Here is a 24,099-nt window from a genome sequence, read left to right as displayed (position 1 = left end):
TGAGCTAATCCTCGTGCAGAGGGCGCGGCACCGTCACGGGCCGCGCCTCGCGTGCCTGCGCCGCCAGCCGGACCGGCGCGTTGACCGCGCCGAACCCGGCGTAACCGCCGCGCCGCTCGACGATCTCGAAGAAGAAGCGCTGGGCGAAGACGTGGGTGTAGACCTGCAGGAACTCGGCCTCGCCGTCGCGGTCGTAGAGGATGTGGTGCTCGCGCAGCCGGTCGAGGAAGGCCGGCTCCAGCCCGTAGCGGGCTTCGAGATCGTCGTAATAGTTCTCGGGGATGTCGAGGACATCGAGCCCGGCCGCCCGCATCGCCGCCACCGCCGCGAAGATATCCGGCGAGGTGAAGGCGATGTGCTGCACGCCCGAGCCGAAATGCTCTGAGACGAAGCGCGAGGACAGGGTCCGTGTCGCCTGCGAACCATTGAGGATCATACGGACTGAGCCGTCGCCACTGACCAGCGGCCGGCTCTGCACCAGCCCGGCCGGATCGGCGATGGCGAGCTGCGGGATGCGGTCGAGCGCGAAGAGCGATGTGTAGAACAGCAGCCAGGACAGCATCTCGTCATAGTCCATCGACTGCGAGATGTGATCGACTTCGGTGAGCAGGGCAGGGGTGGTGCCGCCTTCACCGGTGGCGATGAAGTCGTCATGCCAGCTCTGGGCACCGTCATCGCGCGGTTCGGTGAAGTAGATCAGGCTGCCGCCGACGCCGCGGATCGCCGGGATCTCCATCTCGCCCGCACTGACCGATTGCTCGAAGGTCGTGTCCTTCAGCGCTCGGGCGCGCGCCATCGTCGCTTCGACATTGGCGACGCGCAGCGCCAGCGCGCAGACGCCGGGCCCGTGCATGATCGCATGCGACTGGGCAAAGCCGTCCTTCTCGGTGTTGACGATCAGGTTGATGCCGCCCTGGCTCCAGCGCGTCACGGACTTGCTGCGGTGCTCGCCGCTCCTATGGAAGCCGAGCGCGCTGAACAGGCTGGACAGTGCCTGCGCCGGCTCCTCGTCGAGCGCGAATTCGATGAACTCGACGCCGAGCAATGGCGCCCGGTCCGGCATCTCCGCCTTGGCCGGATCGTTCAACCGAGCCGTCTGGTCGGCGAGCTGGATCAGCGAGCGCAGGCCGTCGACCGCGACGCGCTTGGCCGAGCCGGCGCGGAACTGGTCGTTGAAGATTTCGAGCGAGAGCGGGCCCACATAGCCGGTCGCCTCGACTGCCCGGAGGAAATCGGCGACGGCGAGGTCACCCTGGCCGGGGAAGTTGCGGAAATGCCGGCTCCAGCTCAGCACGTCCATGTCGAGCTGCGGCGCGTCGGCGAGCTGGACCAGCTCGATCCGGTCGCCGGGAATCGAGGCGATCGGCTCCACCGGCGAGCGCCGCGCCAGTGTGTGGAAGGAATCGAGGATCAGGCCGATGCGGTCGTGGTTCGCCCGGCGCACGATCTCCCAGGCGTCGCGATAGTCGTTGACGTGGCGGCCCCAGGCCAGCGCCTCGAAGCCGACGCGCACGTTATGCTTCGCAGCGAGATTGCCGAGCTCGTTGAGGTCATGGGCGGCGCGGTCGATCCCCCCCAGCGATTGTGGCGAGACGTTCGAGCAGATTAGCATCAGCCCGGCGCCGAGCTCGTTCATCAATTCGAACTTGCGCCGCGCCCGCTCGAAGGTGCGCCCGCGCAGCGGCTCCGGCATGCCCTCGAAATCGCGGAAGGGCTGGAAGGCGACAATGGCGAGGCCGAGATCGGCAATCATCTTGCCGACATCGCGCGGGTTGCCGTCGAAGGTCAGGAAGTCGTTCTCGAAGACCTCGACCCCGTCGAAGCCGGCGGCGGCGATGGCGCGAAGCTTGTCGGCGAGATCGCCGGAAAGCGAGACGGTGGCGATCGAGGTCGGGTTCATGAGTTCACGCCGCTTCCGTCATCGCGCCACCGAGGAAGAGTTGGGCGACGCGGGGGTCGGCGAGGATGTCGGCAGCCGGGCCCTGCATGCGGGTCTGCCCGAGCTCCAGCACCAGGCCTTCGTCGGAGATTTCCAGAGCGGAGCGGGCGTTCTGCTCGATCATCAGGATGGTGACGCCCTTGGCGCGCAACTCCTTCAGGATGTCGAAGGTCTCCTGCACCAGCATCGGCGAGAGCCCGATCGAAGGCTCGTCGATCAGCACGAGCTTGGGATCGAGCAGGAGCCCGCGCACGATCTCGAGCTGCTTCTGTTGGCCCCCCGAAAGCGTCGAGGCCTGGACATCGGCCTTGGCGCGCAGCGACGGGAAGCGGTCGAGCGCCGCTTCGATGCGCTTGGGCATGTTGGTGATGTGGCTACCGGCCGCGACTGCGCCGAGTTCGATATTGTGGCGCACCGAGAGCTCGGGGAAGATGTTGCGGCCCTGCGGCACATAGCAGATGCCGGCTTCGAGCAGCTTGCGCTGGTTCCAGTTGGTGATCTCGCGGCCTTCCAGCCGGATATGGCCCTCGCGCACCTTGAGCAGGCCGAAGATCGCCTTGAATACGGTCGACTTGCCGGCGCCGTTGGGGCCGATCACCGTGGTGATCGCGGCGCGCGGCACCTTGAAGGTCGTCCCGTTGAGGATGGTCATGGCGCCGTAGCCGCCGACCACGCCGTCGAGTTCGAGGATGGGAGTGGTCATGGCGTCGCTCCTCAATGCCCGAGATAAGCTTCGATCACGGCGGGGTTGGCGCGGACCTCGGCCGGTGTACCCTCGGCCAGCACCTTGCCTTCGGCCAGCACGATGACGCGCGAGCACAGCGACATCACGAAATCCATGTTGTGCTCGATCACCACGAAAGTCGCGCCCTGCTCGGCGTTGATGGCGCGCAGCCGCTCCTTGAGATCGCCCAGCATGGTGAGATTCACGCCGCCGGCCGGCTCGTCGAGCAGGACGAGGCGCGGGCCGGCCATGAAGGCCATGGCGGCGTCCAGCAGCTTCTGCTGGCCATAGGAGAGCCCGCCGGCCTTGGCATCGGCGAGATGGCCGAGCTTGAAGAAGCCGATCATCTGCTCGGCTTTCGCCGTCAGCCCGGCATCGCGTGACCCGAAGAAGCGCGAGAGCATCGTGCCTTCATGCTCCTGGCCGGCGAGGATCAGGTTCTCGCGCACCGAGAGCTCGGGGAAGACCTGCAGCAGCTGGAAGGTGCGGCTGACGCCGAGCCGGTTGAGCTCGGAGGGGCGCATATTGGTGACGTCGCGCCCGTCGAGCTTCACCGCGCCCTCGGTCGGCTCGAGCTGGCCGAGGATGCAGTTGAACAGGGTCGACTTGCCGCAGCCATTGGGGCCGATGATGCCGAGAATCTCGCCTTCGTTGACCGAGAAGGAGACGCCGTTCACCGCCTTGATGCCGCCGAAGGCCTTGTGCAGGTTCGAGACTTCGAGGACCTGGTTCATCGGGAGCCCTCCTTCTTACCGGTAAGCCGGTTCCAGCCGCGCTCGAGCAGGCCGCTCATGCCCTGTGGGCAGGCGATCAGCAGGAGCATGACGATTGCCGCGAAGATGATCAGGTAGAGCGAGCCGGCAAAGCGCAGCCATTCCGGCAGCACGACGCCGAGCAGTGCGCCGATGAAGGGGCCGAGCAGATAGCCGGCCCCGCCCGCGACCACCATCAGCAGCAGGAAGAAGCTCTGCGACAGCGAGAAGGGCGAGGGGTCGATGAACTCGACCAGCGGTGCATAGAGCGCGCCGGCAAAGCCCGCATAGGCCGAGCCGATCGCGAAGGCGAGCAGCGTGTACATGCGGGTGTCGATGCCGAGGCTCGCGGCCCGGATCGGGTTCTCGCGCAGCGCCGTGAAGGCCCGGCCCCAGGGCGAGCGGATCATCCACCAGAGGACGACCGCGAGCAGGAAGGTGACGACCACGACGAAGCGATGGAAGGCCAGCGCCCCGTCGAGCTTGAGGCCGAAGAAGCTCGGCCGCGGGATGTTGGAGAGGCCGAAGACGCCGCCGGTAAGCCATTGCTCATTGCGCAGGACGAGCCAGATCAGCGTCGAGAAGGCCAGCGTCACGAAGGCGAGATAGTGCGCCTTGACCCGCAGCGCCGGGAAGCCGAGCACGAGCCCGACCGCGAAGGTGAGCAGGCCCGAGATCGCGAAGGAGGCGTACCAGTTCAGCCCGACCTTGCTGGTGAGCAGCGCCGTCGCATAGGCGCCGATGCCCATGAAGGCGGCCTGGGCCAGCGACTTCAGGCCGGCATAGCCGAGCGTCAGGTTGAGGCCCATCACCGCGACGCTCATCACCAGCCAAAGCGAGAGCACGTAGGTGCCGTAGCGGCCCATGCCGGACGGGACGAACCAGAGGATGATCGCGGCGGCGACCAGCGTCAGCAGCCTGCCGTCGATGAAGGCGGGCAGCGACAGGCGGCGTGCCGCCGGGGCGGCACTGTGGGTTGCGGGCGCGGTCATACGCGGCGCTCCTCTTTGCGACCCATCAGGCCTTCCGGCTTGACGAGGATGACGACGACCAGGAGCACGAGCGGCACGGCGAGCCGGTAGGAGGTCGAGATGTAGGCCGCCGCCATGCTGTCGACGATGCCGACGATCAGGCCGCCGACGAGGGCGCCGCGGACCTGGTTGAAGCCGCCGACGATCGCCGCGATGAAGGCGAACAGGCCGATGACCTCGCCATTCGAGAACTTCGCCAGATAGATCGGCGAGATCAGCACCGAGGCGACGACGGCGAGCGCCGCATTGATCACGAAGGTCAGCAGCACCATGCGCTCGACCGGGATGCCGAGGATGCGCGCCACCGTCGGATTCTGCGCCGTCGCCTGCATCTGGCGGCCGAGGCGGGTGCTGCCGACGAACCATTGCAGCAGGCCGATGACGGCGAAGGCGACCGCGATGATCGCGACATGCTGCAGCGAGATCGCGGCGCCGAACACCGAGATCGTCTCGGTCGGCACGAAGGAGGGGAATTTCTGCGCCTCGGCCGAGAAGCCGTCCTTGGCGCCTTCCTTCATGATGATCGACAGCGCCATGGTGGCGATGGCGAGTGGCAGAACGCCGTGCCGGATCATCGGGTCGACCACAGCGAGCTTGAAGCCGACGCCGAAGATCAGAATGAAGGCGGCGATGCCGATCAGGGCACCGAGCCAGATCGGCGCGCCGAAGAGCTTGATCGCGAGCAGGACCAGCACCGCCGGCAGCATGACGAACTCGCCCTGGGCGAAGTTGATCGTCTGCGAGGTCTGCCAGACCAAAGTGAAGCCGATCGCGGCCAGGGCATAGATCGCGCCCGTGGCAATGCCGGCGATGAGATAGGCGAGGAATTCGGCCATGACTTTGCTCGCTCGGTGTGTTGAGCGTCATGGTCGGGCTTGACCCGACCATCTCTGGATATCGAGATTCTCGGGTCGACGCGTCGCGCCGCCCGAGAATGACGCGCCTGTTACGGGTTGATCTTCGGCAGCGTCGCCGTGATCACCTGCTTGCCGTCCTTGACCTCGGCGAGGAAGCTCTCGCGGTCGAGGTCGCCGTTCTTCTCGACGGTGGTCTCGATCAGGATGCCCGGCTCTTCCGAGGTCTTGATGGTCGCGCCGCGCAGCGTGTCGGCGACGCCCTTCTTGTCGAATTTCTTCTGCTTCTCGGTCGCCCACTTCACCATGTAGACGGCCATGTAGCCCTTCAGGCCGTTATGGTCGGAGGCATAGTTGTACTTGGCCTGGAACTTCTTGCCGAACTCCTGGAAGGCCGGGATCGGCGCGTCGATCGAGAGGCCGACATGACCTTTGACACCATTAGCTGCATCGCCGGCCAGCTCGATCACCTTGGCGCCGAGCAGGGTCGTCTCGCCGACCATCGGCTTGGTGATGCCCTGCTGCTTGGCGGCGCGCAGGAAGCGGGCGCTCTCCTCCTCGTTCAAATAGACGAAGATCGCGTCGGCGTTCGAATTCTTGACCTTGATCGCGTCGGCGGCGAAGTCGGCCTGGCCCTGCTCGGTCGAGACGTCGACGGCGAGCTTGATACCGGCCTTTTCCAGCTCGGGGATGATCGCGTCGCGGCCACCCTTGCCGAAATCGTTGTTGACCCAGACGACCGCGACCGAGCCGGCCTTGATCGTGTCCTTCAGATATTTGGCGATCTTCGGCATCGCCGCCGTCTGGCTGAGCGAGGTCCGGAACAGGTACTGGTTGCCCTGCTTGGTCAGGCCGGCCGCCTCGCCGCCGACGAGCTGGGCGATCTCGGCGCGCTGGGCGATCTGCATGGAGGCGCCGATCGGGCCGGAGAAGACCGGGCCGAGCACGGCATAGGTGCCCTCGTCGATAGCGCGCTGCACGGCGGCGCGGGTGTTACCCGGATTGGTCTGGGTGTCGTAGTGGACGATCTCGATCTGCTTGCCGAGGATGCCGCCCTTGGCATTGATGTCGGCGACGGCGAGGTCGATGCCGTTCTTCCAGTTGGTGCCGGCGGTCGCGCCTGCGCCCGAGAGCTCGACGACGTCGACCAGCTTGACCTTGTCCTGCGCCAGCGCGGGCAGGCTGACGGCCATGCCGAGCGCGGCGGCGATGATCCAGTGCTTCTTCATTTTCGTTTCCTCCACTCGTCCTAAAGTTTCTTGATCCCCGCCCGGTGAGCCGGGTCGTCTTGCTCAGGCGGCGCGCTCGGCCCCCTCGCGCGCCGCGATCACCGCGTCGAAGGCGGCGCCGATCACGGCCTCCGAAACCTCCAGCCCGGTGAACAGCCGGAAGGCGTCGACGCCCTGGTGGACCGCAAGCTCGCGCCCGGTCATCACGGTCGCGCCGGCCTTTTGCGCCGCTTTCAGCAGCGGAGTAAAGAGCGGGTGATAGACCGCGTCCCCAACCCATTGCGACGCGTGAATCGCGTCCGCTTCGATCGGGATGCCGCGGTCCGGCAGCATGCCGATCGGCGTGCCGTTGACGATACCCGCGGCGCCCTCGGCCGCAGCCTCGGCGCTGTCGGCGATCACAGTCTCCGCGCGCCCGACGAGGGCGGCTGCGAGCGCTTCTGCCTTGTTGCCATCGGTGTCGTAGAGCCTGAGCCGGCTGACACCGCTGCCGGCGAGCGCGAAGGCGATCGCTTTGCCGACGCCGCCCGCGCCGATGATCGCGACCGGCTTGTCGCCATCCTGGCGGCCGAGCCGTCGATAGGCGGTGGCGAAGCCGGTGGCGTCGGTGTTGTGGCCGGTCAGCTTTCCGCCGTCGACGACGATGGTGTTGACCGCGCCCATTGCAGCCGCCTGCTCGGACAGTCCGTCGAGCAGCGGCAGGACCGCTTCCTTGTAGGGGTAGGTGACATTGATGCCGGAGAAGCCGAGCCGGCGGATGCCGTCGAGCATCGCGACGAGATCGTCGCGCCCTGCGCCGGCGACCTCGATGAGATGGTAATGCGCTTCGATGCCGGCCGCACGCGCCGCCGCTTCCTGCGCCGCCGGCGTTGCCGAATGCGCGATCGGCGAGCCGAGCAGGCCGAGCAGCACGCGTTTGCTCTTCTTGGCGGTGACGATGGTCGACATTCCATTCCCTTTGGCGCGCTCGTCTGGGCGGGCTTGCGCAATAGCCCGCAGCTAAACCGATTTGAAGCCGTAACGCGATAACCAATTCGTCGCTGCTGCCTAACTTGATGTTATCTTTCTGCGGCAAGTCGCGGTGAAATGACGGCGGTCATCTCCTCGCGCAGCAGGCGGACGAAGGTTTCGGCGTAGAGCGAGAGAGCCTTGTCGTTCTTCATCGCGACATAGGTCTGGAAATGGGTCGGCTCCTCGATCGGGATCGTGGCGATGCCTTGCATCGAGCCGTGCGCGACGGTGAACTGGTCGATGATGGCGATGCCGAGCCCGGCCCGGACCAGCGAGCAGACCGTGGTCCCGAAACGGGCCTTGATCGCCATCTCATAGCGCAGCTTCTGGCGCTCGAAGATCTCGCTCATGATCCGGCCGTATGGATCGGTCGGGTCGATACCGATCAGCGGATGCTGGACGATCTCGCGAGCCGAGATGCTGGTGCGGCCGGCGAGCGGATGGCTTTGCGGGACGATGCAGAGCAGCTCACCCATCGCCAAGGGCATGAAATCGAGCCCGGGATGATCGAGCTTGTAACTCATCGCCACGATCTCGCCCTTGCCAAGCAGGAGATAATCGAGCGCCTCCTCGATCTTCAGGATGTTGATGTCGATGCGCAGATCGGGATGCTTGCGCCTGAGGCGCTCGATCGCGCGCGGCACCATGACATGGCAGATGCTCGGCACCGAGCCGAGCTTGAACTCGACATCGCCGCCGCGCTCGATCCGGGCCAGCATCGAATGCAGGTCGTCGACCTTGCGGTACACGCCGTTGATCTGCTCGAAGATGTCCTTGGCTTCCGGCGTCGGCACATAGCGGCCGTGCCGGCGGTCGAACAGCTTGAGGCGGAGCGTCCGCTCGGTGTGCTTCATCAGTCGGCTGATGCCGGGCGCGGAGACGTTGAGCAGCTTGGCCGCGCCGGCGATCGTGCCGGTGATCATGATCGCCCGGACCACCTCGATCTGGCGCAGCGTCAGCATGGCCGGCGTTCCCCTGTCGGCTTCTTGCCGGCAGCGGAGGCGAGGGCGGTCGGGCTGTCAAGGCGGGATGGCGGTAGTCCGGCTTGAGCAAGTTGACTCCTGCGCCGTTTGCCGGTCAGCTTCCCTTAGGTCGTCGACCGATCCGGGGGGATTGTTATGGCAGGCCAGCTTCATCCCGCGGCGCCGCATCACCTGCCGGCGTTCATCACCGCCCCGGGCGGGACGGATTATCTGATGGTCGCCGCGGCGGTCATCCTGATCGGCGCCGTGCTGGGCATCGGCCTGCTCTTCCTGCGCCTGCACACCTTGCCCGAACGCATTGCGCACAAGACCCATAAACTGCAGTTCGAGATCGTCGCAGTGCTCGGTCTGCTCGCACTGTTCACCCATGTGCATCTCTTCTGGGTGATCGGCCTGTTCCTCGCTTTGATCGACATCCCCGACATTCCCGGGATGTTCGGCCGGATGGCGGGCGCTCTCGAGAAGATCGCCGGCATTGCGCCAAATCATGGCGGCGACGCCGCCTCGGACGTCGAGCATGGGATCGCTCCGCCGGACGACAAGCCGGTGCAGGTATCGGCCGCGGCCGCGCCCACCGGCCAGCATCGAGGGGTGAGCGATGCTTGAGCTTCTCGTCTGCGCGCTCTTCACCCTCGTCCCGGACTACCTCTACCGCCGCTACGGCCAGGGCAAGCGGCTGGGCAAGGAGATCACGCTCTATTCGGTCTGGTTCGAACTGCGTTGGGGCATCGTCACCTGCGTCATGCTGACGGTCGGCCTGATCACGGTGATCTTCTACAACCATCCGTCGACGAGCAGCGCCACGGTGTTCTTCCGGAGCGTGCCGATCGTGCCGGAGATCAATGGCCGCGTGGCGCAGGTCCATGTCGGTTACAGCGCGAAGGTCGAAAAGGGCGCGCCGATCTTCACGCTCGACAGCAAGAGCCAGGAGGCGGCCGTCGAGGCGGCGCGGCGCAAGATCGCCGAGGTGGACGCGACACTGGTGGTCGCGAAGGCCGATATCCTCGCTTTTGACGGCAAGATCCAGGAGGCGAGGAGCGCGCTGCAGCAGGCACTCGACGAACTGCAGACCAAGCGCGAGTTGAAGCGGCGCAATGACGATATCGTCGCGACCCGCGAGATCGAGCGGCTCGAGAATATCGTGGCTGGCCGGGAAGCCGCGGTGGCGTCTGCAACGGCCTCGCAGGCGGCCGCCCAGACCAAGATCTCGACGCTGTTGCCGGCCGAGCGCGCCAGCGCTGAGGCGGCGTTGGCGCAGGCCGAGGTGGAATTGAGCAAGACCGTGGTGCGGGCCGGTTTCACCGGGCATGTCGAGCAATTCACGCTGCGGGTCGGCGATATCGTCAACCCCTTCATGCGTCCGGCCGGGACCATCATTCCGGCAGAGGCCGGCCGGGTCGGATTGCAGGCCGGCTTCAACCAGATCGAGGCGCAGGTGATCAAGGTCGGCATGGTCGCCGAAGCCACTTGTGTCTCGAAGCCGTGGACGGTGATCCCGATGGTGGTGACGGGAGTGCAGGACTTCATCGCCGCAGGCCAACTCCGCAGCGGCGAGCAACTGATCGACGCGCAGCAGGTGGTGCGCCCGGGAACGCTTCTGGCCTATCTAGAGCCGCTCCACCCGGGCGGGATGGACGGCGTGACGCCGGGCTCGAGCTGCATCGCCAACGCCTATACCAGCAACCACGACGTGATCGCCGCGAAGGATACCAGCACCTTCCGGCGCATCGTCCTGCATGCGGTGGACGCGGTCGGGCTGGTGCATGCCCTGCTCCTGCGCATCCAGGCGCAAGTGCTGCCGATCAAGACGCTCGTCCTCAGCGGGCACTGAGGGGAGCCGGCCGCTTCCTTGGCCCCCCGCGGGGGTCAGAAGCGTCGGCTGGCTGGGCGCGATGCTGCGGTCCGGCGGGGCTGCTCCTGCGAACGGGCCGTCGTATCCAGCGATCGAAACGCTTTGATGTTCGCCGCGCCGTTGCGCATCGCTGTGCCCATGCGGCCGTCATGCATCATGCCGTAATTCTCAAGCTGAGTATCATGGATGCAGCCATCCATCCGATTGCAGGCTGCCGCGGGGCCGGCGGGCAGGCTTGCAGAAAAGGCGACGATGGCCGACGCGGCGAGCGCGCCGGCGGTGATCGGTTGGATCATCGGCGTTCTCCATAGTCATCAGGCGAGGGAGATTCGCGACGCCGCGGGCGCCTCACCCCCGGCCCTTCTTCTCGTATTCGGCGTAGAGCTGGTCCGCCATGGAGCGGAGCGCCCGGCCGATATTGGCGTATTCATACTCGTTGAGATTGGCGAGCGAGGCGCGGCCCGCCGCTTGCTTCGTGCCGAAGCCACGCCCTGGCAGCAACACGATCCCGGTCTCGTCGGCGATACGGAACAGGAAATCGCCGGTGGCCGAGCGCTTCGTGACCCATTTGGCGAAGGCGTCGCCATAGAGCTTGCGCGAGATCTCCTCGAGGTCGAGCAGGGTGTAGTAGTCGACGGCGTTCGGATCGCTGCCCTGCTCGATGCCGAGCTCGCGATAAAGCGCAGCCTCGCGCCGGCGGATCAGCTTCTTCAGCTCGGCCTTGTAGCTGTCGCTTTCGTCCATCAGCGCGAACAGCGAGAACAGCACCATCTGGACCTGCTGCGGCGTCGACAGGCCGGCGGTGTGGTTGAGCGCCACTGCGCGGCTGTCGGCGACAATGCGGTCGATGAAGCGCAGAGACCTTACATCCGGCAGGAGCGAGCCGTAGCGGCGGTCGAGACCCTTCTTCGCCTCCTTGGGCAGGGCGTCGAGCGCTCTGTCGAAGACATTCTGCTTGTGCGTGGCGATGACACCGAGGCGCCAGCCGGTCGCGCCGAAATATTTCGAGAACGAGTAGACCAGCATGGTGTTCTGCGGGCAGGTCGCGAACAGCGAGCGGAACCCGTCGGCGAAGGTGCCGTAGACGTCGTCGGTCAGGATGAACAGGTCCGGCCGATGCTCACGCACGATCGCCGCGACGCGGTCGAGGCTGCGGTCGTCCATCTTCACGGAGGGCGGGTTACTCGGATTGACGCAGAAGAAGATCTTGATCGCCGGATCCTTGAGCTTGTCGAGCTCCTCGTCCGGGAATTGCCAGCCCTTGGCGGGATCGGCGTTGATCGCGACCTCCTCGAGCCCGTATTCGTCGAGCTCGGGGATCTCGATATAGGGCGTGAACACCGGCAGGCCGATCGCGACCTTGTCGCCACGCTTGAGCAGGCCGTTCTGCTTCAGCGTGTTGAAGATATAGGCCATCGCCGCCGTGCCGCCCTCGGTGGCGAAGAGGTCGATGCTGCCGGCCGGCAGGAAGCCGCCGATCATCTCCTTGACGATGTATTGTTTGACGACCTCTTCGCTGAGCCTGAGCATGCGGGGTGGAACGGGGTAGTTGCTGCCAAGGATGCCCTCGACCATCTCGTGCAGGAAGTCCGAGGGTGGCAAGCCGAGCTGGTCGCGGACATAGCTCAGCGCCCGGCCGAGGAAGACGACGCCCGGCTGGTCGCGATGCTCGGCCGTGAAGCGCTCGAACCGGCCCTCGATGCCCTCGATCTTCGGCAGGCCGCCGACGCCGTTCTCCATGTAGGAATAGGAGAGCTCGGCCTCGGCCACGGCGAAGAGGCCGAGGCGGAAGAAGGCGCGGCGGGGCAGGGTGGCCAGGAAATTGGGATTGCCGCGGCCGGCATTGAGCATCGTGCGGTTCGCCTTGCCCGATGCCAGCTTGATCAACTCATCCTTCAGCTCGAACGGGCTCAGCTTGGCGTATTTCGAGTAATCGGCGGTCATGGCAGGCTCCGATCGGTTCAGGCAAAGGCGACGACGAGCGGCCCGAGCAGGGTCAGGAAGACATTGGCGAGCGCATAGGTGATGGCGAAGGGCGTGGTCGGGATCGAGTTCCCGGCCTTGTCGAGGATCTCGCCGAAAGCCGGGTTGGCGCTGCGCGAGCCCGACAGGGCGCCGGCGAAGATCGCGGTGTTGTCGTAGCGCAGGACATAGCGCCCGAAGAGCATGGTGATCAGCAGCGGCAGCAGGGTCACCACGACACCGATCAGGAAGATCGACAGGCCCTTGTCGGCGATCGTGCTGACGGCCTGCAGTCCGGATTGCAGGCCGACCACCGCGACGAATCCTGCAAGGCCGAGGTCGCGCAGCAGCGTCGAGGCGGCGCTCGGCATATTGCCCAGCGCCATGTTGCGGCTGCGATACCAGCCGAAAGCGAGGCCGGAGAGGAGTGCGCCGCCGCCGCTGCCCAGGGTCAGCGGAATATCGCCGAAGCGGACCACCAGGAGCCCGATCAGCAGGCCGACGACCAGGCCGAAGCCGTGGAAGACGAAATCGGTCTTGTCGCTCGGGATGATGACGCTGCCGACCTGCCGCGCCACGCGCTGCACGTCCTCGGCCGTGCCGTAGAGCGTGGCGACGTCGCCCGGTTCGATCACCGTCCCGCCTTCGAGCGGCAACGGAGTGCCGGCCCGCTTGACCGCAATCACATAGACGCCGTGGCGCAGATCCGCGGCCGTCGAGGTCCGGATCTCCGCGACGGTGCGCTTGACGAAGGTGGCCGCGGTGATCGCGACGTCGCGGGTGACGACGACCACGTCCATGCCCTCAGAGGATTCGAGCTCCGGACCGAGCTGCTGCGACAGGCCAACCACACCGGAGCGACGCCCGACCAGCAGGACGATGTCGCCGGCCTGGAGCTTGAGCGACGGTTCCGTGCCGATCAGCGCGCCGCCGCGCTTGATGCGCTCGATGCTGATCGGCTGGGCGCTGGCGCCCTCGATCTCGGCGACGCTGCGACCGGCCGCGGTCTCGATGCGATAGATGCGGCCCACCAGATCGGGCGCGGCCGCATGTTCGCCGACACCGTAGCTGCGCGCCCCGGCCAGCATCTCCGCCTCAGCCTTGATCGCGTCGTCGCGAATGCTCCGCCGCATGAACCAGGGCAGGATGTTGACGCAGACGATGATCGCGCCGAACGAGCCGAAAATGTAGGTGACGGCGTAGCCGATCGCGACATTGGCCTGCAGGCGCTGGGTCTCGTCGGCAGCGAGGCCGAGCTTGCCGATCGCGGCGCTGGCGGTGCCGATGATCGCCGATTGCGTCAGGCCGCCGGCGGCGATGCCGGCCGCGAGACCCTTGTCGAGACCGAAGGCGCGCGCCAACACGATGACGGTCAAGAGCCCGCTCACCGCCAGCACGGTCGCCATCGCGATCTCGCGCAGCGACTGGCGCCCGAGCGAGCGGAAGAACTGCGGGCCGCTCTCGAAGCCGACCGCATAGATGAACAGGGCGAAGAGGACGGATTTGATGCCGTTGTCGATCGAGACGCCGACCTGGCTGATGATCACTGCGACCAGGAGCGAGCCGGCGACCCCGCCGAGCTGGAACTTGCCGAACTGGAACTTGCCTATCCAGTAGCCCCCCGCCAATGACAGGAACAGGGCGATCTCGGGCGACTGAGCAAACAGGCCGTGCAGCCAGGACATGAGCGCTTCCCTCGACATCGAAGTCTTTGGAAACCAGGTTGCCTGAAGGCAATATTTGGTAAAATTATAATATCTTTGATTGCTTCAGCGTACAGTACTCAACCATTGGGTGTGATGTCCAGTAGGTTGGGCGGCCGAATTCTGACGTGTTTTTGCGACAAGCGCGCCGGGGCGCCTGTCGTGGTGGCCGGGTAGCCAGAAACGGGAAGTAGCGTCAGCTCACAGCACGTCGCGCACGCGCACCAGCGTCGAATCCATGTGCTTGCCGATGATGACGGCGAGCGCCTCGCCGTCGCGCTTCAGCAGGGCCTCGGTCATCTCCTCGTGCTCGGCCACGGCGCCGGCCCATTTCTCCGGGCCCTCATTGCCAATGAAGCGCAGGCGCTTGATCCTGGCCTGCAGGGTGCCGTGCATCTCGACCAGCACAGTGTTGCCGGAAGCGGCGACGATGGCGCTGTGGATCGCCTGGTTGAGCTTGAAATAGTCGAGCCGGTTGCGGACCCGGTAGAGCTCCATCATCTCGTCATGCATCGCCTTGATCGCGGCGATGGTCGCATCGCTCGCCTCGGCACAGGCGATCCGGCCGCCGAGCTGCTCCAGCGTCTTCAGCACTTCGAGGATCTGCAGCAGATCGTGCGCCGAGAACTTGCGGACGACGGCGCCCTTCGCCGGCTGGATTTCGACGAGGCCTTCGCTCGCCAGGGTCTTGATCGCCTCGCGCAGCGGTGTGCGCGAGACGCCGAGCTGCGCGCCCACCGCGCCTTCGTTGATGCGCTGCCCGGGCGCGAGCCTGCCCTCGATGATCATGTCGCGCAGTCGCTCGAGCACCTCTTCGTGCAAAGTGCGCCGCGTGATGCGCGGATAGGCGTCCTGCGCCTCGCTCGACATGCCGGCCTCGTTCGTCATCGCGGCTCTCCTTTGTATCTGTACGGCATGGTGCTTCCGCGCTGTCAACGCGAGCGCTCCGGCTGCGATGTGGCCTTCCCGGCTGGATGCGGCCCCGCCTGTGGACAGGTGAGGCCGCTACGGGCTCGCAGCAGGGTAGTGCAGTTAGGTTATGCTGCATACAGCATACTTGCGCTCGCGGCGGCCCCCATGATAGGCCAGCGGCAAGCAACCGGCTGCGGCCGGCCTCGGGAGGACGAGATGGACACGCACGCTTCCTTGCCGGTGATCGCGGTCGCCATGGGCGACCCCTCCGGCATCAGCCCCGAACTCACCGCCCGCATCCTGGCCGAGTCCGATCTGAGCAAAGCTGCCCGCTACATCGTCTTCGGCGATCTGCGCCTGTTCCAGCTCGGTGCGGACGATGCCGGCCTGAAGCCCGATCTGCATGTCGTCGGCGAAGACGATGCCCTGCCGGCCGATGCTGGCAAGCCGATCTTCGTCGACCTCAGGAATCATGATCCGGCCGATCTCCAGCGCGGCAAGGCGACGCTCGCCGGCGGCCAGGCCGCGACCGACAATTTCCGCCGCGCGCTGCGTCTCGCTGCCTCCGGCAAGGCCGATGCGGTGTTCTTCACCCCCTTCAACAAGGCGGCGATGCGCTTCGCTTATCCCGGTTACGACGACGAGATTCGCTTCGTACGGGACGCGATTGCATTCGAAGGACCGGCCAGCGAGTTCAATGTGCTGGACAAGCTCTGGAATGCCCGCGTCACCTCGCATATCCCGCTCTCCGAGGTGGCCAAGAACATCACCCAGGAGCGTATCCTGCGGGCGCTCGATCTGGCCGATAGGAACCTGCGTGCCGCCGGCTTCAACCCGCCGCGCATCGCTGTCGCGGGCATCAACCCGCATGCCGGCGATGGCGGTAATTTCGGGCGCGACGAGATCGAGACGATCGAGCCGGCGGTGAAGGCGGCCAAGGCCAAGGGCTATGTGGTCGAAGGCCCGTTCCCGTCCGACACCGTGTTCCTGCGCGCCAAGAACGGCGATTTCGACGCGGTGCTAACCATGTATCATGACCAGGGTCAGATCGCGATGAAGCTGATGGGCTTCGACCGCGGTGTCACGCTGATCGGCGGCTTCCCGTTCCCGATCTGCACGCCGGCCCACGGCACCGCCTACGAGATCGCCGGCAAGGGTATCGCCAATCTCGGCGCGACCCGCGCGGCGCTGTCGCTCGCGATCAAGATGGCGAGCGAGGGCAAGGCGACGCGCAAGGCCGCCTGAACCAAAATCCCGGCAGAGCGGCCGTGAAGAGCCGCGCCTCGTTTCCAAACAATCATCCAGGGAGAAACAGCATGAAACGTTTCTGCATTGTGGCCGGCCTCGCGGTCGCGTCCTTCGCCGCAGCCGTGGCTCCGGCTGCGGCCTGGCAGCCGACCAAGCCGATCGAGTTCGTCGTGACCTCGGGTCCCGGCGGCGGCACTGATAACTTCGCCCGAATCGTCCAGTCGATCATCGCCAAGCACAAGCTGATCGAGCAGCCGGTCGTGGTGCTCAACAAGGGCGGCGGCAGCGGCGCCGAGGGCTATATCTATGGCAAGGGTGCCAAGGGCGACCCCCATAAGGTCGTCTTCGGCACCAATAACGCCTATCTTCTGCCCTATGTCGCGAAGCTCGGCTACAAGCTCTCCGACCTGACGCCCGTCTCGGCGCTGGCGCTCGACGAGTTCCTGATCTGGGTGAAGGGCGACGCGCCCTTCAACGACGCCAAGGCCTATATCGAGGCGGCCAAGGCCAAGCCCGGCAGCTTCAAGATGGCCGGCAGCCAGTCCAAGGATACCGACCAGACGCTGACCGCGATGATCCAGGAGGCGACCGGCGCCAAGTGGATCTATGTACCCTTCCAGGGTGGTGGCGCGGCTGCGACCCAGCTCGCCGGCGGCCATGTCGACTCCAACACCAACAATCCGAACGAGAACATCGGCCAGTGGAAGGCCGGCCAGGTGAAGCCGCTTTGCGTCTTTTCGCCGGTGCGTCTTGCCAAGAGCGACCCGATCCATGACGGCAAGGGCTGGGGCGACATCCCGACCTGCAAGGAAGCGGGCTTGCCGCTCGAAGCCTTCCAGATGCCGCGCACCGTCTGGCTGCCGGCCGAGGTTCCGGCCGACGCCGTCGCCTACTATGCCGACGTGATGGAGAAGGTCAGCAAGACGCCGGAATGGGCCGAGTTCATCGCCCGCACCGCGCAGACCGCCCGTTTCATGAAGGGCAAGGAACTCACCGAGTTCGTCGCCAAGGACGAGGCCGCCAACGCCAAGGTCTTCAAGAACGAAGGCTGGGTCGTGAACTGACCTGAACAGGTCGAAATCGGATCATCCTGGGCGAGCGCTGCTCGGCCCGGGATGATCGTTCGGAACACCGTCAGCATTCAGGAGAGCGCCGATGATCAGCCGCTTCCAGGCCGAGATCGCGACAGCGCTGGCGACGCTCGCCTTCGGTCTCGTCATCGTCAATGGCGCTCGCGAATTCGGGCTCGGCTGGGATTCCTCCGGCCCGCAGCCCGGCGCCTTCCCGTTCTATTGCGGTTTGCTGATCGCACTCGCCAGCCTCGGCACGATCGCGACCACGATCGGCCGGAGGATGGGTGGCTCGGCGGCGCTCGCCGGAATCATCCTCGATAAGGAGCAGGGCAAGCGCGTCCTCTCCTTCTTCGTGCCGATGCTCGCCTTCGTCGTGCTGAGCGTGACGCTCGGCATGTATGTCGCGATGCTGCTCTATCTCGTCTTCGCGATGCGCTTCCAGGGCCGCTATGGCTGGCTGCCCTCGCTCGCGACGGCGGTCGGCACCGCTGCCTTCTTCTATCTCGGCCTTGAGAAATTCGCCCAGGTCGGCCTGCTCAAGGGGCCGGTCGAAGCGATGCTCGGCCTTTAGAGACAGCGAGCCGGAGCCCACCATGGAAAACTTCGCTTCGCTCCTCCACGGCTTCGAGGTCGCGCTGACGACCCATCACATCGCGCTGATGTTCGCCGGCGTGCTGCTCGGCATCCTGGTCGGCGTGCTGCCGGGCCTTGGCGCTCCGAACGGCGTCTCGCTGATGCTGCCGCTGACCTTCAGCATGGACCCGGTCTCGGCGATCATCCTTTTGACCTCGCTCTATTGGGGCGCGCTCTTCGGCGGTTCGACAACCTCGATCCTGTTCAACATCCCGGGTGAGCCGTCCTCGGTCGCGACCACCTTCGACGGCCACCCGATGGCCAAGCAGGGCAGGGCGACGGAGGCGCTCTCCTTCGCCTTCCTGTCGGCTGGCATCGGCGCCATGGCCGGCGTCATCCTGATCACGCTGCTCTCGGGCTGGGTCGCGCGCTTTGCGCTGAAATTCTCCTCGCCGGAGTATTTCGCGGTCTATTTCATGACCTTCGCCAGCTTTGTCGGGCTCGGCGGCGCCTCGCCGCTGAAGACCATCGTCTCGATGGCGATGGGCTTTGCCTTCGCCTCGATCGGCATGGATTCGGTCTCGGGCAATGTCCGCCTGACCTATGAGTTCGACGTGCTGCTCGCGGGCGTCAGCTTCTTGATCGCGGTGATCGGCCTGTTCGGCCTCGGCGAACTCCTGCAGACCATGGAGGAGGGCTTACGCTTCGACGGGGTGAAGGCCAAGGTCCGTCCGCGCGACGTGCTCGCCACCGCGCTGAAGCTGCCGCGCTACTGGTTCGCTCTGCTGCGCTCCAGCATCATCGGCATCTGGATGGGCATCACGCCGGGCGGGCCGACCGCCGCCTCCTTCATGAGCTACGCCATGGCCAAGCGCTCCTCGCGCAATCCGGAGAAGTTTGGCAAGGGCGAGCCCGAGGGCGTGATCTCGCCTGAGACCGCCGACCATGCCGCCGGCTCCGCCGCCATGCTACCGATGCTGGCGCTCGGCATTCCGGGTTCGGCGACCGCCGCCGTGATGATGGGCGGCCTGATGATCTGGGGCCTCAACCCGGGCCCGATGCTCTTCGTCGAGCGGCCCGATTTCGTCTGGGGCCTGATCGCCTCGATGTATCTCGGTAATGTCGTTGCCGTTATCGTCGTGCTCGCGACCGTGCCGCTCTTCGCCTCGATCCTGCGCATTCCGTTCTCGATCATCGGCCCGGTGATCGTCGTGGTCTGCTTCATCGGCGCCTATACCGTCGGCAACAAGCAGTTCGACATCTGGCTGGCGCTCGCCTTCGGCATCGTCGGCTACCTCTTCAAGAAGCTCGATTACCCGATCGCGCCGCTCGTGCTGGCAATGGTCATCGGCGATAAGGCGGAGGACGCCTTCCGCCAGTCGATGATCTTCAGCCAGGGCTCGCTCTCGATCTTCTGGTCGAACGCGCTGGTGGCGAGCCTCATGGCGATCGGCCTTGCGCTGCTGCTCTTCCCGCTCATCGGCTCAACCCGGCGCGGCATCCGCAAGCTGGTGACCGCGCGCGCAGCCAAGGCCTGAGCCAGACGCACTGCCGGATCGTGGATGCCGACGCTATGGTGAGCCGTCCAGAACCGAGCCGAGGGCGGATCGCCGATGACGGAATCGAGACTGCGCGCCATCCAGGCCGACATCACGACGCTGACGGTCGACGCCATCGTCAACGCGGCCAACAACTCGCTGCTGGGCGGAGGCGCGGTCGACGGCGCGATCCATCGCGCGGCGGGGCCGGAGCTCCTGCAGGAATGCCGCAAGCTCGGCGGCTGCCAGACCGGCGACGCCAAGCTGACCCAGGGCTATCGCCTGCCGGCGCGCTTCGTCATCCACACGGTCGGGCCGGTCTGGCAAGGCGGCGGGCAGAGCGAGGCGGAGCTGCTGGCGTCCTGTTATCGCCGCTCGCTTGCGGTCGCAGCTGGGGCGGGCATCCGCACCATCGCATTTCCGAGCATCAGCACTGGCGTCTACGGCTATCCGGTCGCACCCGCGGCGAAGATCGCCGTGGCGACGGTCGCGGCGGCCCTGAAGAACGGGGCCGCTTTCGACGCGATCATCCTCTGCTGCTTCTCGCCCGGGGACCTCGCCATCTACCAGGGCGAGCTTGCCGAGGCCGGCCTTCCGCAGGTGCAGTAGCTCCCGCCCTTTTTCAGCCACGAACAGCCGAGGCCATGCCATGACCGAACCCTACAAGGGCATCATCCCGATCGCCCCGACGATCTTCCACGAGAATGGCGACGTCGACCATGACGGCAATCGCCGGGTCATGGACCTGATGGTCGACCAGGGCGTCGACGGCATCTGCATCCTCGCCAATTTCTCCGAGCAGTTCCTGCTGACTGATGCCGAGCGCGACGAGGTCATGCGGCTCTCGATCGAGCAAGTCGCGGGCCGGGTGCCGGTCTGCGTCACCACCTCGCATTTCTCGACCCGCATCGCCGCTCAACGCGCCAAGGCCGCGGCCGATGCCGGCGCCAAGATGCTGATGATGATGCCGCCCTATCACGGCGCGCTGCTCAAGGCTGACGAGCAGGGCATGATCGAGCACTTCAAGATCGTCGCCGACACCTGCGGCTTGCCTATCATCCTGCAGGACGCGCCGCTCTCGGGCGTGACCCTGACTGTGCCCTTCATGGTCCGGCTCAACAAGGAAGTGCCGCTCGTCCGTTACTTCAAGATCGAGGTGCCGGGCACTGCGGGCAAGCTGCGCTCGCTGATCGAAGCGGGCGGCGACGCCATCGTCGGGCCCTTCGACGGCGAGGAGGCGATCACCCTGATGGCCGATCTCGACGCCGGCGCCACCGGCACGATGACCTCGGCGATGATCCCCGACCTGATCAAGCCGATCCTCGCCGCCCATGCCTCGGGCGACCGCAAGCAGGCGGCGGCGCTCTATGCCCGCGTGCTGCCGATCATCAACTACGAGAACCGGCAATGCGGCCTGCGCTCGGCCAAGGCGGTGATGAAGGCGGGCGGGGTGATCAAGTCGGACGCTGTCCGCCATCCGCTGACGCCGCTGCACCCGAAGACGCGCGAAGGCCTGCTCGAACTTGCGCGCGAGCTCGATCCGCTGGCCCTGCGCTGGGGCAAGTAGCCCAGCTGCTCCTGCTGCCCGCCGTCAAAAGCGGGCAACGACCGTCAATAGGCGCCGATGCCGCCGGATGGTGGCGGCAAGTTGCCTCTTCGATCTTTGGTGATGAACTCCGGTGTCACCAGAAGCATCCGGGACAGCCAGGAGGAGTAGGCCGATAGCAACTCAATGACGGCACGCATGAGACGCCTCCACGATTGCAGAGGCGATCATAGCAGAAAATGCACGCTTTGCTGGCAAAATCGATTGAGCTTCAGGCCTTCGTCCAGACCGCCAGCTCGTAGCCGTCAGGGTCGGCGAAGTGGAAGCGGCGGCCGCCGGGGAAGTCGAAGGCCGGTTTGACGATCTGGCCGCCGGCCTCCTCGATGCTCTTCTGCGTGGCTGCGAGATCGTCGGCGTAGAGGATCACCAATGGGCCCCCGGGCCTCACCGTCCCGATTGTGGTGAAGCCGCCCTCCAGCCGGCCATCGGCGAAGGCGCAGTACTCCGGACCGTAATTGGTCATCGTCCAGCCGAAGGCCTTCTCGTAAAAGCTGCGGGCGCGCGGGATGTCGGCGACGACGAATTCGACATAATCGATGCGGCGGTCGTTGCTCGATGCGGGCATGGTTTCGCTCCTCGCGATCAGTCTGTCGGACCGCTTATGGCGCATGGACGCGGTCAGCGTATGGCGGGAGCCTGCCTGCAGATTTCGCCTGGCTGACGCCTTGCAGCGACGTCGCGTGCGGGCCAAGCTCCATGCAATCCTGTGATGCGCAATGTAACGAAATCGCGTTGGCATGCTTGGGTTGCACACCCTATCGTGCAGACACACGTTTCCTGCTCCGGAGCCCGTCATGACCGCCACCGCCAAGCGCGGCTACGCGCCGGAGATCATCGTAGCCGCCGGCTGTCTGATCGCGCTGATCAGCTTCGGACCGCGTGCTAGCGCCGGCCTGTTCCAGATCCCGATGACGTCCGAGTTCGGCTGGGGCCGCGACACATTCAGCCTCGCGCTGGCGATCCAGAACCTGCTCTGGGGCCTCGGCGCACCGTTCGCTGGCGCCATCGCCGACCGCTTCGGCATGGTGCGGGTGCTCTGCGTCGGCGCGCTGCTCTATGCTGCCGGTCTCGTGACGATGGCCTATGCCGGAACACCGCTGCAATTGCATCTCGGTGCCGGCGTTCTGATCGGCTTTGGCCTCTCGGCCTGCTCCTTCAACCTGATCCTCGCCGCCTTCGGCAAGCTCCTGCCCGAGCAATGGCGCCCGCTCGCCTTCGGCGCCGGCACGGCGGCCGGCTCCTTCGGCCAGTTCCTTTTTCCGCCGATCGGCAACATCCTGATCGAGACGCTGGGCTGGCAGCAGGCGCTGATCGTCTTCGCCTTCACCTTGCTGCCGGTGCTGCCACTCTCGGTGATGCTGGCGATGCGGGGCACGAAACAGCCTGCGGCTGCTCCCGGCGCGGTCGCCGCGCCCAACCAGAGCATTGCGCAGGCGCTGGCCGAAGCCTTCAAGCACCGCTCCTATGTCCTGCTCGTGCTCGGCTTCTTCACCTGCGGCTTCCAGCTCGCCTTCATCACCGTGCACATGCCGGCCTATCTCAAGGACACCGGGATGCCGGCCTGGGTCGGCGGCTGGACGCTGGCGGCGATCGGTCTCGCCAATGCGGTCGGTTCGCTCGGCTCCGGCTGGCTGACGGCGCGCATGCCCAAGCGCCATCTGCTCGCCTGGATCTATCTCGGCCGCGCCGTCGCCATTGCCGCCTTCATCCTGTTGCCGCCAAGCCCGATGACCGCGATCGCCTTCGGCATCGTTATCGGCGTGTTCTGGCTCTCGACCGTGCCGCCGACCTCCGCGCTGGTCATGCTGATGTTCGGCACCAAATACATGGCGATGCTCTATGGTTTCGCCTTCTTCTCGCACCAGGTCGGCGGTTTCCTCGGCGTCTTGCTCGGCGGCATCCTCTACGAGCAGTTCGGCTCCTATACGATCGTCTGGTGGCTCTCGGTCGCGCTCGGCGTCGCCTCGGCGCTGATCAATCTGCCGATCGTCGAAAAGCCGGTCGCGCGTGCCGTGCCGCAGCCGGCCTGACTAAACCCGCACGAGCTTGCCGCTTGCGGGCGGTGGCCGGGCGGGCCACTCCTAGAGGCCTGTTGAATGGCTTTTCGGGAGTGAGTTCATGTCGACCTTCAAGGCCCTCATCGCCAGTAAGGGCGAATCCGGCACCAGCATCGCTTTCGGCGAGTTCGCCGAGGCTGACCTGATGGAAGGCGACGTCATCGTCCGCGTCACCCACTCGACGCTGAACTACAAGGACGGCCTTGCCATCACCGGCCGAGCCCCGGTCGTGCGGCGCTGGCCGATGATCCCCGGCATCGATTTCGCCGGCAGAATCGAGACCTCCGATCATCCCGAGTTCAAGCCCGGCGACCTCGTCATCCTCAATGGCTGGGGCACCGGCGAGACCCATCTGGGTGCCTATGCCCAGAAGAGCCGGGTCAAGGGCGATTGGCTGGTGCCGCTGCCGGATGGGATGACGCCGGCCGAGGCGATGGCGATCGGCACCGCCGGCTACACCGCCATGCTCAGCATGCTCGCGTTGGAACGATACGGCGTGAAGCCCGCAGATGGCCCGGTCGTCGTCACCGGCGCGGCCGGCGGCGTCGGCTCGGTCGCGACCGCGCTGCTCGCCAAGGCCGGCTGGCATGTGATCGCCTCGACCGGCCGGCCGGAGGAGGCGGATTACCTCAAGGGCCTCGGCGCGGCCGAGATCATCGACCGGAACGAGCTCTCCGCTCCCGGCCGCCCGCTCGGCAAGGAGCGCTGGATCGCCGGTGTCGATGCTGTCGGCTCGCACACGCTCGCCAATGTCCTCTCGATGACGAAATATGGCGGCGCCGTCGCCGCCTGCGGCCTGGCACAGGGCATGGACCTGCCGGCCTCGGTCGCGCCCTTCATCCTGCGTGGCGTCGCGCTGCTCGGCATCGATTCGGTGATGTGCCCGAAGCCGCGCCGGCTCGAAGCGTGGCAACGCCTCGCCAGCGATCTCGACCGCGACAAGCTCGCGGCGATGACCACGACGATCCCGCTGGCGGATGTGGTCGAGACTGGCCGCGCCTTGCTCGACGGCAAGGTCCGCGGCCGGGTCGTCGTCGAGATCGGCTGAGGCG

At 66.0% G+C, this 24,099-nt stretch carries 24 protein-coding genes; 10 read left to right on the top strand and 14 right to left on the bottom strand.

Going from position 1 to position 24,099, the window contains the following annotated elements; genetic code table 11:
- Nucleotides 1-4: 4 nt before the first annotated feature.
- The 8 genes from BLM15_RS13720 to BLM15_RS13685 all read right to left on the bottom strand — a co-directional run bounded on the left by BLM15_RS13720 (nt 5) and on the right by BLM15_RS13685 (nt 8,502).
- The gene (locus tag BLM15_RS13720; protein ID WP_126113279.1) at nt 5-1,900 is read right to left on the bottom strand and encodes a bifunctional sugar phosphate isomerase/epimerase/4-hydroxyphenylpyruvate dioxygenase family protein; all 1,896 of its coding nucleotides are present in this window, start codon (nt 1,898-1,900) and stop codon (nt 5-7) included.
- Nucleotides 1,901-1,904: 4 nt separating this feature from the next.
- Nucleotides 1,905-2,642, bottom strand: a complete 738-nt coding sequence (locus BLM15_RS13715) for an ABC transporter ATP-binding protein (protein WP_126113278.1) — start codon at nt 2,640-2,642, stop codon at nt 1,905-1,907.
- Between the two features lie 11 nt (nt 2,643-2,653).
- Entirely contained in the window at nt 2,654-3,397 is a 744-nt protein-coding gene (locus BLM15_RS13710; RefSeq protein WP_126113277.1) for an ABC transporter ATP-binding protein, read from the bottom strand.
- On the bottom strand, nt 3,394-4,407 hold the full coding sequence (locus BLM15_RS13705) for a branched-chain amino acid ABC transporter permease (protein ID WP_164547513.1): 1,014 nt from the start codon (nt 4,405-4,407) through the stop codon (nt 3,394-3,396). Before BLM15_RS13705 ends, BLM15_RS13710 begins: the two co-directional genes overlap by 4 nt.
- Entirely contained in the window at nt 4,404-5,282 is an 879-nt protein-coding gene (locus BLM15_RS13700) for a branched-chain amino acid ABC transporter permease (protein ID WP_126113276.1), read from the bottom strand. The genes BLM15_RS13705 and BLM15_RS13700 overlap by 4 nt, the downstream gene beginning before the upstream one ends.
- 110 nt (nt 5,283-5,392) lie before the next feature.
- Nucleotides 5,393-6,529 carry an ABC transporter substrate-binding protein gene (locus tag BLM15_RS13695; RefSeq protein ID WP_126113275.1) on the bottom strand — a complete coding sequence of 379 codons (1,137 nt, stop codon included), beginning with the start codon at nt 6,527-6,529 and terminating at the stop codon, nt 5,393-5,395.
- Between the two features lie 63 nt (nt 6,530-6,592).
- Entirely contained in the window at nt 6,593-7,477 is an 885-nt protein-coding gene (locus tag BLM15_RS13690) for a shikimate dehydrogenase (RefSeq protein WP_126113274.1), read from the bottom strand.
- Between the two features lie 110 nt (nt 7,478-7,587).
- On the bottom strand, nt 7,588-8,502 hold the full coding sequence (locus BLM15_RS13685) for a LysR family transcriptional regulator (RefSeq protein ID WP_126113273.1): 915 nt from the start codon (nt 8,500-8,502) through the stop codon (nt 7,588-7,590).
- 156 nt (nt 8,503-8,658) lie between these two features.
- Between BLM15_RS13685 and BLM15_RS13680 the strand changes: the two genes are divergently transcribed.
- Entirely contained in the window at nt 8,659-9,129 is a 471-nt protein-coding gene (locus BLM15_RS13680) for a hypothetical protein (RefSeq protein ID WP_236846659.1), read from the top strand.
- Nucleotides 9,122-10,354: an HlyD family secretion protein gene (locus tag BLM15_RS13675; protein WP_126113272.1), complete on the top strand. Its 1,233-nt coding sequence runs from the start codon at nt 9,122-9,124 to the stop codon at nt 10,352-10,354. Before BLM15_RS13680 ends, BLM15_RS13675 begins: the two co-directional genes overlap by 8 nt.
- A gap of 35 nt (nt 10,355-10,389) precedes the next feature.
- On the opposite strand, the gene BLM15_RS13670 is transcribed toward BLM15_RS13675, so the two are convergent.
- From BLM15_RS13670 to BLM15_RS13655, 4 genes are all read right to left on the bottom strand, one after another.
- Entirely contained in the window at nt 10,390-10,671 is a 282-nt protein-coding gene (locus BLM15_RS13670; protein WP_126113271.1) for a hypothetical protein, read from the bottom strand.
- A gap of 52 nt (nt 10,672-10,723) precedes the next feature.
- Nucleotides 10,724-12,319 carry a bifunctional aspartate transaminase/aspartate 4-decarboxylase gene (locus tag BLM15_RS13665; RefSeq protein ID WP_126113270.1) on the bottom strand — a complete coding sequence of 532 codons (1,596 nt, stop codon included), beginning with the start codon at nt 12,317-12,319 and terminating at the stop codon, nt 10,724-10,726.
- A gap of 17 nt (nt 12,320-12,336) precedes the next feature.
- Complete coding sequence (aspT, locus tag BLM15_RS13660) at nt 12,337-14,022, bottom strand: aspartate-alanine antiporter (protein ID WP_126113269.1); 1,686 nt, start codon at nt 14,020-14,022, stop codon at nt 12,337-12,339.
- 219 nt (nt 14,023-14,241) lie between these two features.
- Nucleotides 14,242-14,928 carry a GntR family transcriptional regulator gene (locus BLM15_RS13655; RefSeq protein ID WP_126113268.1) on the bottom strand — a complete coding sequence of 229 codons (687 nt, stop codon included), beginning with the start codon at nt 14,926-14,928 and terminating at the stop codon, nt 14,242-14,244.
- Nucleotides 14,929-15,168: 240 nt separating this feature from the next.
- On the opposite strand from BLM15_RS13655, the gene BLM15_RS13650 reads away from it, so the two are divergent.
- From BLM15_RS13650 to BLM15_RS13625, 6 genes are all read left to right on the top strand, one after another.
- The gene (locus tag BLM15_RS13650; RefSeq protein ID WP_126113267.1) at nt 15,169-16,197 is read left to right on the top strand and encodes a 4-hydroxythreonine-4-phosphate dehydrogenase PdxA; all 1,029 of its coding nucleotides are present in this window, start codon (nt 15,169-15,171) and stop codon (nt 16,195-16,197) included.
- Nucleotides 16,198-16,268: 71 nt separating this feature from the next.
- Nucleotides 16,269-17,264, top strand: coding sequence for a tripartite tricarboxylate transporter substrate binding protein (locus tag BLM15_RS13645; protein WP_126113266.1), 996 nt, complete (start codon nt 16,269-16,271; stop codon nt 17,262-17,264).
- Between the two features lie 91 nt (nt 17,265-17,355).
- Entirely contained in the window at nt 17,356-17,844 is a 489-nt protein-coding gene (locus tag BLM15_RS13640) for a tripartite tricarboxylate transporter TctB family protein (protein ID WP_126113265.1), read from the top strand.
- Between the two features lie 22 nt (nt 17,845-17,866).
- Nucleotides 17,867-19,384, top strand: a complete 1,518-nt coding sequence (locus BLM15_RS13635) for a tripartite tricarboxylate transporter permease (protein ID WP_126113264.1) — start codon at nt 17,867-17,869, stop codon at nt 19,382-19,384.
- A gap of 75 nt (nt 19,385-19,459) precedes the next feature.
- Entirely contained in the window at nt 19,460-19,993 is a 534-nt protein-coding gene (locus BLM15_RS13630; protein ID WP_126113263.1) for an O-acetyl-ADP-ribose deacetylase, read from the top strand.
- A gap of 40 nt (nt 19,994-20,033) precedes the next feature.
- Nucleotides 20,034-20,951 carry a dihydrodipicolinate synthase family protein gene (locus BLM15_RS13625; protein WP_126113262.1) on the top strand — a complete coding sequence of 306 codons (918 nt, stop codon included), beginning with the start codon at nt 20,034-20,036 and terminating at the stop codon, nt 20,949-20,951.
- Between the two features lie 44 nt (nt 20,952-20,995).
- Here the strand turns inward: BLM15_RS13625 and BLM15_RS32145 are convergent, their stop codons facing one another.
- Both BLM15_RS32145 and BLM15_RS13620 read right to left on the bottom strand, forming a co-directional pair.
- The gene (locus BLM15_RS32145) at nt 20,996-21,130 is read right to left on the bottom strand and encodes a hypothetical protein (RefSeq protein WP_257791809.1); all 135 of its coding nucleotides are present in this window, start codon (nt 21,128-21,130) and stop codon (nt 20,996-20,998) included.
- 71 nt (nt 21,131-21,201) lie between these two features.
- Nucleotides 21,202-21,555 carry a VOC family protein gene (locus BLM15_RS13620; RefSeq protein ID WP_126113261.1) on the bottom strand — a complete coding sequence of 118 codons (354 nt, stop codon included), beginning with the start codon at nt 21,553-21,555 and terminating at the stop codon, nt 21,202-21,204.
- A 229-nt stretch (nt 21,556-21,784) separates the two neighbouring features.
- Between BLM15_RS13620 and BLM15_RS13615 the strand changes: the two genes are divergently transcribed.
- Entirely contained in the window at nt 21,785-23,020 is a 1,236-nt protein-coding gene (locus BLM15_RS13615; RefSeq protein ID WP_126113260.1) for an MFS transporter, read from the top strand.
- Between the two features lie 88 nt (nt 23,021-23,108).
- Nucleotides 23,109-24,095 carry an acrylyl-CoA reductase (NADPH) gene (gene acuI / locus BLM15_RS13610; RefSeq protein WP_126113259.1) on the top strand — a complete coding sequence of 329 codons (987 nt, stop codon included), beginning with the start codon at nt 23,109-23,111 and terminating at the stop codon, nt 24,093-24,095.
- The last annotated feature ends 4 nt before the right edge of the window (nt 24,096-24,099 follow it).

This window comes from Bosea sp. Tri-49 (assembly GCF_003952665.1).
Taxonomy (GTDB): Bacteria; Pseudomonadota; Alphaproteobacteria; order Rhizobiales; family Beijerinckiaceae; genus Allobosea.
Note: the sequence above shows the minus strand (reverse complement) of the source record. Positions and strands in the feature narration are given on the sequence as shown.

Coding starts and splice junctions, on each gene's coding strand:
- BLM15_RS13635 (WP_126113264.1), top strand. CDS start 17,867: ATGGAAAACTTCGCTTCGCTCCTCCACGGCTTCGAGGTCGCGCTGACG.
- BLM15_RS13630 (WP_126113263.1), top strand. CDS start 19,460: ATGACGGAATCGAGACTGCGCGCCATCCAGGCCGACATCACGACGCTG.
- BLM15_RS13690 (WP_126113274.1), bottom strand. CDS start 7,477: ATGTCGACCATCGTCACCGCCAAGAAGAGCAAACGCGTGCTGCTCGGC.
- BLM15_RS13650 (WP_126113267.1), top strand. CDS start 15,169: ATGGACACGCACGCTTCCTTGCCGGTGATCGCGGTCGCCATGGGCGAC.
- BLM15_RS13680 (WP_236846659.1), top strand. CDS start 8,659: ATGGCAGGCCAGCTTCATCCCGCGGCGCCGCATCACCTGCCGGCGTTC.
- BLM15_RS13625 (WP_126113262.1), top strand. CDS start 20,034: ATGACCGAACCCTACAAGGGCATCATCCCGATCGCCCCGACGATCTTC.
- BLM15_RS13700 (WP_126113276.1), bottom strand. CDS start 5,282: ATGGCCGAATTCCTCGCCTATCTCATCGCCGGCATTGCCACGGGCGCG.
- acuI (WP_126113259.1), top strand. CDS start 23,109: ATGTCGACCTTCAAGGCCCTCATCGCCAGTAAGGGCGAATCCGGCACC.
- BLM15_RS13710 (WP_126113277.1), bottom strand. CDS start 3,397: ATGAACCAGGTCCTCGAAGTCTCGAACCTGCACAAGGCCTTCGGCGGC.
- BLM15_RS13670 (WP_126113271.1), bottom strand. CDS start 10,671: ATGATCCAACCGATCACCGCCGGCGCGCTCGCCGCGTCGGCCATCGTC.
- BLM15_RS13695 (WP_126113275.1), bottom strand. CDS start 6,529: ATGAAGAAGCACTGGATCATCGCCGCCGCGCTCGGCATGGCCGTCAGC.
- BLM15_RS13720 (WP_126113279.1), bottom strand. CDS start 1,900: ATGAACCCGACCTCGATCGCCACCGTCTCGCTTTCCGGCGATCTCGCC.
- BLM15_RS13715 (WP_126113278.1), bottom strand. CDS start 2,642: ATGACCACTCCCATCCTCGAACTCGACGGCGTGGTCGGCGGCTACGGC.
- BLM15_RS13675 (WP_126113272.1), top strand. CDS start 9,122: ATGCTTGAGCTTCTCGTCTGCGCGCTCTTCACCCTCGTCCCGGACTAC.
- BLM15_RS13685 (WP_126113273.1), bottom strand. CDS start 8,502: ATGCTGACGCTGCGCCAGATCGAGGTGGTCCGGGCGATCATGATCACC.
- BLM15_RS13620 (WP_126113261.1), bottom strand. CDS start 21,555: ATGCCCGCATCGAGCAACGACCGCCGCATCGATTATGTCGAATTCGTC.
- BLM15_RS13645 (WP_126113266.1), top strand. CDS start 16,269: ATGAAACGTTTCTGCATTGTGGCCGGCCTCGCGGTCGCGTCCTTCGCC.
- BLM15_RS13640 (WP_126113265.1), top strand. CDS start 17,356: ATGATCAGCCGCTTCCAGGCCGAGATCGCGACAGCGCTGGCGACGCTC.
- BLM15_RS13665 (WP_126113270.1), bottom strand. CDS start 12,319: ATGACCGCCGATTACTCGAAATACGCCAAGCTGAGCCCGTTCGAGCTG.
- BLM15_RS32145 (WP_257791809.1), bottom strand. CDS start 21,130: ATGCGTGCCGTCATTGAGTTGCTATCGGCCTACTCCTCCTGGCTGTCC.
- aspT (WP_126113269.1), bottom strand. CDS start 14,022: ATGTCCTGGCTGCACGGCCTGTTTGCTCAGTCGCCCGAGATCGCCCTG.
- BLM15_RS13705 (WP_164547513.1), bottom strand. CDS start 4,407: ATGACCGCGCCCGCAACCCACAGTGCCGCCCCGGCGGCACGCCGCCTG.
- BLM15_RS13655 (WP_126113268.1), bottom strand. CDS start 14,928: ATGACGAACGAGGCCGGCATGTCGAGCGAGGCGCAGGACGCCTATCCG.
- BLM15_RS13615 (WP_126113260.1), top strand. CDS start 21,785: ATGACCGCCACCGCCAAGCGCGGCTACGCGCCGGAGATCATCGTAGCC.